This is a genomic window from Mesorhizobium sp. P3_A9 (assembly GCF_056402975.1).
On the sequence record NZ_JBFUGJ010000305.1, the window covers coordinates 1 to 7,007 of the forward strand.

Annotated in this window: 5 protein-coding genes and 1 pseudogene; 1 reads left to right on the plus strand and 5 read right to left on the minus strand. The window is 61.4% G+C overall.

Annotated elements, in window-relative coordinates; genetic code table 11:
* Positions 1-169: pseudogene (locus AC1DX0_RS27920) on the plus strand (EamA family transporter); the annotation flags it as partial.
* Positions 170-226: 57 nt separating this feature from the next.
* Here the strand turns inward: AC1DX0_RS27920 and serA are convergent.
* From serA to glmM, 5 genes are all read right to left on the minus strand, one after another.
* The gene (gene serA / locus AC1DX0_RS27925; protein ID WP_477221725.1) at positions 227-1,828 is read right to left on the minus strand and encodes a phosphoglycerate dehydrogenase; all 1,602 of its coding nucleotides are present in this window, start codon (positions 1,826-1,828) and stop codon (positions 227-229) included.
* A 60-nt stretch (positions 1,829-1,888) separates the two neighbouring features.
* Entirely contained in the window at positions 1,889-3,064 is a 1,176-nt protein-coding gene (locus tag AC1DX0_RS27930) for a phosphoserine transaminase (RefSeq protein ID WP_477357620.1), read from the minus strand.
* Between the two features lie 201 nt (positions 3,065-3,265).
* Positions 3,266-4,039: an outer membrane protein gene (locus AC1DX0_RS27935; protein ID WP_477221723.1), complete on the minus strand. Its 774-nt coding sequence runs from the start codon at positions 4,037-4,039 to the stop codon at positions 3,266-3,268.
* Between the two features lie 241 nt (positions 4,040-4,280).
* A complete protein-coding gene (locus AC1DX0_RS27940; RefSeq protein ID WP_477357622.1) occupies positions 4,281-5,114 on the minus strand; it encodes an outer membrane protein in 834 nt (277 codons plus the stop codon).
* Between the two features lie 280 nt (positions 5,115-5,394).
* Positions 5,395-6,747: a phosphoglucosamine mutase gene (glmM, locus tag AC1DX0_RS27945; protein WP_477357625.1), complete on the minus strand. Its 1,353-nt coding sequence runs from the start codon at positions 6,745-6,747 to the stop codon at positions 5,395-5,397.
* Positions 6,748-7,007: the final 260 nt, after the last annotated feature.

Genomic DNA, 7,007 nt, shown 5'->3' on the forward strand with positions numbered 1-7,007 from the left:
GTTCATCAATCTGGTGCCGATCTTCGGCACGCTGCTTTCGCTGCTGATCGTCGGCGAGACGTTCCAGCTCTATCAGGCTCTGGCACTGGCCCTCGTGCTGAGCGGCATCGCGCTTGCCGAGTACAGCGGGCGCAAGATGGCGATGCGGTCACCAGCCAAGACACGCTGAGCAGCAAAAAAGCGCGACCGAGGCCGCGCCTTCTGATCTTTCATAACAAGCCAGGGATCAAACCCCGCCCACGTCGAACTGCAGCCGCTTGGCCGAGTCGATCGACTTGTGCGCCCGCACCTGCTCCAGCACTTTTTCCGGGAACGGTGCATCGAGATAGAGCAGCGCGATGGCGTCGCCGCCCGGCCGGTTGCGGCCAAGCTGGAAGTTGGCGATGTTGACGCCGTTCTCGCCGCACACCGTGCCGAGCAGGCCGATGATGCCAGGCGCATCAGCATTGGTGGTGTAGAGCATGTGCTGACCGACCTCGGCGTCGAGATTGATGCCCTTGATCTGGATGAAACGCGGCTTGCCGTCGGAGAAACAGGTGCCGGCGATCGAGCGTGTCCTGTGCTCGGTCTTGACGGTCAGCTTGATATAGCCGTCGAACACGCCCGACTTGTCGCGTTTGACCTCGGCGACGATGATGCCGCGCTCCTTCACCATGATCGGCGCCGACACCATGTTGACGTCGGCGACCTGCGGCCGGATCAGCCCAGCAAGTGCCGCACTGATCAGCGCGCGCGTGTTCATCGTCGCGGTCGAGCCGTCGAACAGGATCTCGACCTCGGTGATCGGATCCTCGGTGACCTGGCCGACAAAGGCGCCGAGCACTTCGGCGAGCTTGACAAACGGCTTCAGCCGCGGCGCTTCCTCCGCCGTGATCGACGGCATGTTGATGGCGTTGGAGACGGCGCCCTTGATCAGATAGTCCGACATCTGCTCGGCGACCTGCAGCGCGACATTCTCCTGCGCTTCCGCCGTCGAGGCGCCGAGATGCGGTGTCGCCACCACGTTCTCCATGCCGAACAGCTCGTTTTGTTCGGCAGGCTCGACCTCGAACACGTCGATGCCGGCGCCGGCCACCTTGCCGCTCTTCAGCGCCGCGATCAGATCGGCCTCGACGATCAGCCCGCCGCGCGCGCAATTGATGATGCGCACGCCCTTCTTCATCTTGGCGATTGCCCCGGCATCGATGATGTTGCGCGTCTTGTCGGTCAGCGGCGTGTGCAGCGTGATGAAGTCCGCGCGGGCGAACAACTCGTCGAGTTCGACTTTGTCGACGCCGAGTTCCTCGGCACGCTTGTCCGACAGGAACGGGTCGAAGGCGATGACATGCATCTTCAGGCCGACGCCGCGCGTTGCGACGATCGAGCCGATGTTGCCGCAGCCGATGACGCCCAGCGTCTTGCCGGTGATCTCGACGCCCATGAAGCGGTTCTTTTCCCATTTGCCGGCATGGGTCGAGGCGTTGGCTTCCGGGATCTGGCGTGCCAGGGCGAAGATCATCGCTACGGCATGTTCGGCAGTCGTGATCGAATTGCCGAAGGGCGTGTTCATCACGATGATACCCTTGCGGCTCGCCGCCGGGATATCGACATTGTCGACGCCGATACCGGCGCGGCCGATGACCTTGAGGTTCGTTGCGGCGTTGATCAGCTTCTCGGTGACYTTGGTCGCCGAGCGGATGGCGAGGCCGTCATACTGGCCGATCACCTCAAGCAGCTTTTCCTTGTCCTTGCCGAGGTCGGGCAGGTAGTCGACCTCGACGCCGCGATCCTTGAAGATCTGCACGGCAGTGGGAGAGAGTTTGTCAGAGACGAGAACGCGGGGCGCCATGGCGGCCTCCTTGAAAAGGGATTGTCGGGGAAATGGCGGCCCGCGGGCCGCCATGAAATCTCAGGCCGCCGCTTTCAGCGACGCCTTCTGCGCGGCGAAAGCCCAGTCGAGCCAGGGCAGCAGCGCTTCGAGATCTGAGGTCTCGACCGTCGCGCCACACCAGATACGCAAGCCGGGAGGCGCGTCGCGATAGGAGCCGATGTCATAGGCGACGCCTTCCTTGTCGAGCACCGAAACCAGCCCCTTGGCGAAAGCCCCCTGCGCGTCGGCGTCGAGCGCCGCGATATCCGGATCGGTGAAGGCCAGGCAGACCGAGGTATTCGACTGCGTCGCCCGCTGGACGGCGAGATGGCCGAGCCAGGATGATTTGCCGACAAAGCCATCGAGGACGGCCGCATTGGCATCCGCCCTGGCGACCAGGGTATCGAGGCCGCCAATCGATTTCGCCCAGTGGAGCGCATCGAGATAGTCCTCGACGCACAGCATCGACGGCGTGTTGATGGTCTCGCCCTTGAAGATGCCCTCGATCAGCTTGCCGCCCGATGTCAGGCGGAAGATTTTCGGCAGCGGCCATGAAGGCTTGTAGCTCTCCAGCCGCGCGACGGCGCGGGGCGACAGGATCAGCATGCYATGCGCGCCCTCGCCGCCCAGCACTTTCTGCCAGGAGAAGGTGACGACATCGAGCTTTTCGAAATCAAGCTTTTGCGCGAAGGCGGCCGAAGTGGCGTCGCAAATGGTCAGTCCCTTGCGATCCGCAGGGATGAAATCGCCGTTCGGCACACGCACGCCCGACGTGGTGCCGTTCCAGGTGAAGACCACGTCGCGGTCGAAATCGATCTTGGCCAGRTCMGGCAAYTCGCCRTAGCCRGCCTCGATCTTGCGCRCGTCGGCGAGCTTCARCTGCTTGACCACATCGGTGACCCAGCCGGAGCCAAARCTYTCCCAGGCGACCATGTCGACGCCGCGCTCGCCGAGCAGCGACCACAGCGCCATCTCGACAGCACCGGTGTCCGACGCCGGCACGATACCGATGCGGTAGTCTGCCGGGACCTGAAGGATTTCGCGCGTCAGCTCGATCGCCTGTTCGAGCTTGGTCTTGCCGATCTTGGCGCGATGGGAACGACCGAGCGCAGCATTCTTCAGCGCCTCGACCGACCAGCCGGGRCGTTTTGCGCAGGGACCTGAGGAGAAATTGGGGTTTGCCGGACGGAGTCCGGGCTTCGTATGCGTCGTCATCGTGGTCTATCCTTCCAGATAGTGGCCCCTCGTTGGGGAGGGGTGGCCCACGGACGGCGATATGCGTTCAGGCTTCGGGCGTCAAGAGGAAATTTTTTGTCGCTGCCGGGATACCGGCGATCCGCGATCAGGATCGCGTGATTTCAAACGCAAACGGCGGACCGCAGGGATCCGCCGCCAAAATCCTGTTCGTCCCCAGGCCTACCAGAGATCGTAGCGCAGCCCGAGCTTGACCTGGTGATTGCTGATCCCCTTTTTGACCGGATAGGAGGTCAGGCTTGCGGCCGTGACATATTCGGCATCCGGGGCGGAGAAATATTGATAGCCCAGGTCGACGGAAACGTTCTTCGTCACCTGATAGGCCAGACCGGCATTCAGCGTATAGGCCAAGGAGTACTTGGTCTTGTCGTCACCCTGGACGAAATCGTCGGTGGGGTCGTTATTGTCGGTGAAATAGCTCGCCGAAAGCTTGTGCGTGCTCTGCACGACACCGACGCCACCGCCCACATAGGGCGTGATCCCGACATAGGTGCCAAGGTCGACATAGCCGTTGAGCATGAGCGAATACGCGTAATTCTTCAGGCTCGCCGATGCCACGGTGGCGGTTGCCGGCGATACGACGGTCAGTGTGTCGTCGTAACCAACGCCAATTTTGTTGCCGGGCAGATAGCCGAGATTGAGATCGGCACGCAGATAATCGTTGAAGTGATAGCCGAAGCCGATGCTGGCAAAGATTGGGTCTTCCTTGTCGCTGAAACTCGCCGGCGTGAAGGCGAAATCATCCTCCTTGAAGCTCTTCTGCGCCAGATAGGAGACGTCGCCGCGCAGATACCAGCCCGAGCCGACTTCGACCGGCACATAGTCGGGGGCCTGGTCGGTATAGATCGGCGGGTCATAGTCGGCGGCGAATGCGGGGGCCAGCGGCAAGACGCCAAGTCCGGCAAGCGCCAGCACAATACGCGATGTGAGTGTCATGGTCCCGACTCCCGGATTTGGCGACACCTGCAATGAACGCGGCAGCCATCGTTTCAAGGAGCATTGTTAACCATAGTGGTTAAGTCACGGTTAAGGCTAACAGAGCGTTAGCGAATTCATTCCAGCTAATGCATGACGCCCTGAATTGGCGTTCCTTTCCAGATACTTCACTGGCGACAGCTGAAACGAAAACCGCCCGGTCAAGCCGGGCGGTTCGCGTGTATTCCGGGCAGTGAAGGTCTTACTTGGTGTAGACCGGCTCGGGTTCGGGCTGRTAGGCAACCACCGGYGCGSYGCACCCATTGTTGCCGCCGAACTGATAGCGCAGGCCACCGCGCACTTCGTGGGTGTTGATGCCGCGGTCGAAGCCTGGGCCGGAGCTGGTCACATCCCACTCGAACATGCGGCCGCCCTGGATATGGGAGAAGCGATAGCCAGCATCGAGGATGACCTTGTCGGTCAGGCAGTAGGAGGCACCGGCCATCAGAGCGTAAGCGAAGCGCCAGTTGGATGCTCCGGGATTGGTCTCAGCGGTGTTCGGGTCGTAGACGGTATCCCACTTGACATGCGCGCCGCCGATACCGGCGCCGACATAAGGCGTGATGCCGTGCCAGGTGCCGATATCGACATAGGCGTTGGCGAGCAGCAACAGGGCGCTCATCTTCGACACTTCGACCGAAGATGTGAGGAGATCCGAGGTACCGCCGTTGAAGTTCGACTTGAACCAGTAGTCGGCGGTCACGTCAGCGCGCAGATGATCGCTGATCTTGTAGCCGACGCCGCCGCCGACCGAGAAGCCGCCCTTGAGCTTGCCGTAGTCGAAACTCTTGCCGCCCGGCGTCACCGTACAATTACAAGGATCGACGGTGTAGGTCATGTAGTCGATGCCGCGCACATCGGACTTGTGATAGTCGATGTCGCCACGGATATACCAGCCACCGATGTCAGCCGGCTGCTCGTAAACCGGCGGCGGTGCCTCTTCGACCTGCGGCTCGGGCAGGTCGGCTGCGAAAACTGGCCAGGCCAAGCCCGCGAACAGCAACGCGAACAGGGCCTTTCTTGCTGTATTGAACATGCTTGTCACCCCTAGGAACCCTCGGAACGGCGATCGTGTCCGAATGAGATTGGCTTTCAAGCGTGGATAATGAATTGGAAAAGTTAAAAGGCGTTTAACCCTGTCAATTAACCACGAATCTCTAAAATTCGAAGGATTCGGGGATGATTTCGACACCCAGGGGGTCGGTTCCGGTCAACAAAAAAGCCCGCCGGAGGGGCGGGCTTGGATGCAACCGGAGAGCGGCGGCGTGACGCCGTTTGGGCGCGCCGGTCGCGACACCCTTTGGGTGCCCTAGGGATCAGGCGGCGCTGCGGGTCTCCGAGATGACCTCGACGATGTCGTTGACGACGGCCTCGACCAGCTGCGGATCGTCGCCCTCGGCCATGACGCGGATSAGCGGCTCGGTGCCSGASGGMCGGATRACCAGSCGCCCGGCCTTGCCGAGRCGRTKGCGKGCRTCYTCGATKRCCGCCTTGACCGGCGCYTCCTCGAGCGGCTTGCCRCCGGMRATAYGSACGTTCTTCAASARCTGCGGCACCGGCTCGAACTTCTTCGACAGTTCGCTGACCGGACGGCCCTGCCGTTTGATGCAGGCCAGCACCTGCAGCGCCGATACGAGGCCATCGCCGGTGGTCGAGAAATCCGACAGCACGATGTGGCCCGACTGTTCGCCGCCGACATTGAGACCATGCGCGCGCATATGCTCCACGACATAACGGTCGCCGACCTTGGTGCGGTGCAATTGCAGCTTCATGTCGCCGAGGAAGCGTTCGAGACCGAGATTGGACATGACCGTCGAAACCACGCCGCCGCCGGCAAGCCGTCCGCTCTGGTGCCAGGACTCGGCGATCAGCGCCATGATCTGGTCGCCATCGACGATCGTGCCATTCTCGTCGACGATCACGACACGGTCGGCATCACCATCGAGCGCGATGCCGATGTCGGCACGCACTTCGTGCACTTTCTTTTGCAGGCCGGCTGGATGGGTCGAGCCGCATTCCTTGTTGATGTTGAGACCGTTCGGCTCGACATTGATGGCGATAACCTCGGCGCCCAGTTCCCAAAGGGCGGCCGGCGCCACCTTGTAGGCGGCGCCATTGGCGCAATCGACGACGATCCTGAGACCCGAAAGCGACATCGAGCGCGGCAAGGTGCGCTTGGCGAATTCGATGTAGCGGTCATGCACGCCGTCGACGCGCTTGGCACGGCCAAGCCCGTCGGAATCGGCGAGTGCCAGTTCGATATCCTTGTCGAGCATGCTCTCGATGCGCTCTTCGATCTCGTCGGAGAGCTTGTAGCCATCCGGACCGAACAGCTTGATGCCATTGTCGTAATAGGGGTTGTGCGAAGCCGAGATCATGACGCCGATATCGGCGCGCAATGAACGCACCAGCATGGCGACGGCCGGCGTCGGGATCGGCCCGAGCAGGAACACATCCATGCCGGCGGCGCAAAGACCGGCCACCATCGCATTCTCGATCATGTAGCCGGAAAGCCTGGTGTCCTTGCCGAGAACGACACGATGGCGGTGGCTGCCACGCTGGAACGAAAGCCCTGCGGCCATACCGACCCGCATGGCGATTTCAGCGGTCATCGGAAACTTGTTGGCGCGCCCGCGGATGCCGTCGGTGCCGAAGTAATTTCCTGCCATGCTAGTTATAGTCCCTGACGGTTCTTTGCCGGCATCTCATGCCACAATTGGCCGATGCGCCATGATCACATTGTGTGATTATATGTTACCAATCCTTAGAAAATCATTGTTGTGCACTGCACACGACAGAGCCGCACTCCAACATGGCGGCATGTGGCACTGCAATATACCAGCTCGGCGAGCTATTCGACGCAGATGCACGCGGAAAATCTTGTTTTTGACCCGGTAGGCGACAACAACTTCATCACCTTATCGGGAGG

Excerpts from the sequence above, each read along its gene's own strand:
- AC1DX0_RS27935 (WP_477221723.1), bottom strand. The coding sequence starts at position 4,039 with ATGACACTCACATCGCGTATTGTGCTGGCGCTTGCCGGACTTGGCGTC.